This window comes from Polynucleobacter sp. 35-46-11, assembly GCF_002281105.1.
Map to the genome: position 1 here is coordinate 1 of NZ_NCFJ01000519.1, position 1,734 is coordinate 1,734.

A 1,734-nucleotide genomic window follows, 5' to 3' on the forward strand; every position below is an offset into this window, starting at 1 on the left:
ACCCCAAATCTAGATGCCCTTGCGAAAAAGGGTACCGTGTTTGAACATACCTATACAACCAGCCCAGTGTGCATACCCGCTCGAGCTGGTTTTGCAACTGGGAAATATATTAATCAAATTGGATTTTGGGATAACGCTGATGCATACGATGGCTCAATTCCATCTTGGCATCACATTATTCGAGATCAGGGGTTTAACGTAACTTCGATTGGAAAGCTACATTTTCGCGAATATGAAGAAGATCATGGCTTTACTGAAGAACAAATCCCAATGCACATTCTTAAGGGCAAGGGAGATTTGCTTGGGCTTGTACGCGACGATCTACCTAAGCGTGGCGGCTCAAAAAAAATGGCTGCACTAGCGGGGCCTGGTGAATCTCAATATACCTTCTACGATAAGGAGATTTGTTCTAAGGCTCAAATTTGGTTACATGAGCAGGCAACTAAAGAAAGGGCTGTAGATAAGCCCTGGGTTCTGTTTGTCTCTTTTGTAGCGCCACACTTTCCACTAACAGCGCCCCCAGAACATTACTACAAATACTGGGGTAAAGAATTACCAATGCCCCTAATGTATGCGCGAGAGGAGCGCCCCAATCACCCCTATTTAGAGGATTACAGAAATTCATTTTGCTATGACGATTACTTTGAAAATGAAGACCAGGTCAAGCGTGCACTATGCGGCTACTTTGGTTTAGTTTCATATCTAGATGAAAACGTAGGAAAGATCCTAACTACTTTGCAAGATCTTGGCTTTGCAGACAATACCAACATAATTTATACGAGTGATCATGGAGATAACTTAGGCGCTCGGGGTTTGTGGGGCAAGTCAACGATGTTTGAAGAAATTGCAGGCGTGCCTTTAATTATGGCTGGTCCAGATGTACCAAAAGGACTTCGTATTGAAACGCCAGTAAGCCATGTAGATTGCTTCCCAACCATTCTTGAAGGAGTTGGAATTAACTTTAATTCTGTCAAAGATGGACACCTAGGGGTATCACTGTTTGATATTGCAAATGGTTATAAGCCAGATAGAACAGTACTCTCTGAATATCACGGCATGGGCTCTACAACTGGGGCTTATGCCATTCGAAATGGCAAATGGAAATATGTCTATTACGCAAAGTACCCAGCTCAGCTATTTGATCTTGAAAATGATCCAAATGAAATAACAGATCTTGGACAGGACTCAGATTACAAACATATTCTTAATGAGTGTCACTTAAAACTTCTAAGTGTTTGCGATCCTGATGAGACAGACAGAAGAGCTAAAGCAAGACAGGCTGAAAATTTAGCAGCAAATGGCGGGCGAGAGGCTGTGATTGCCCGTGGGGATATTGGATTTACTCCAGCACCGGGTGCTGCCGCTGATTTCCTTTAATACAAATATTGATTGGAAAAGAAATGTCTATAAACTTAATTTGGAAATTAACTGCTTCCTTACTCACCAGCCTCTTGATGGTTGGTCCTGTATTTGGTGCCCCATGGCCAGACAGACCAATCAAAATCATTGTTCCTTATCCCCCTGGGGGCGGAGTGGATGGTGTCGCGAGAACTTATGCACAAAGACTTGGTGAAGTACTTAATGCGACTGTCCTTGTGGAAAATAAAGCAGGCGCCTCAGGTGCTATTGGAGCCGATTTAGTCGCCAAAAGTGCGCCCGATGGATACACCCTTTTAATAGCTTCGCCAGCAGAAGTTGTAGTAGGGCCCAGCGCAGGCCAAAAAGTACCTTATG

2 protein-coding genes are annotated in these 1,734 nt (G+C 43.7%); both read left to right on the forward strand.

The window, feature by feature from the left end; translation table 11 throughout:
* The coding region (locus tag B7Y67_RS17115) for a sulfatase-like hydrolase/transferase (protein WP_293599662.1) at window positions 1-1,377 on the forward strand (1,377 nt) is incomplete at its 5' end.
* A gap of 23 nt (window positions 1,378-1,400) precedes the next feature.
* Window positions 1,401-1,734: tripartite tricarboxylate transporter substrate binding protein (locus B7Y67_RS17120; protein ID WP_293599663.1), on the forward strand; the 334-nt coding region annotated here is incomplete at its 3' end.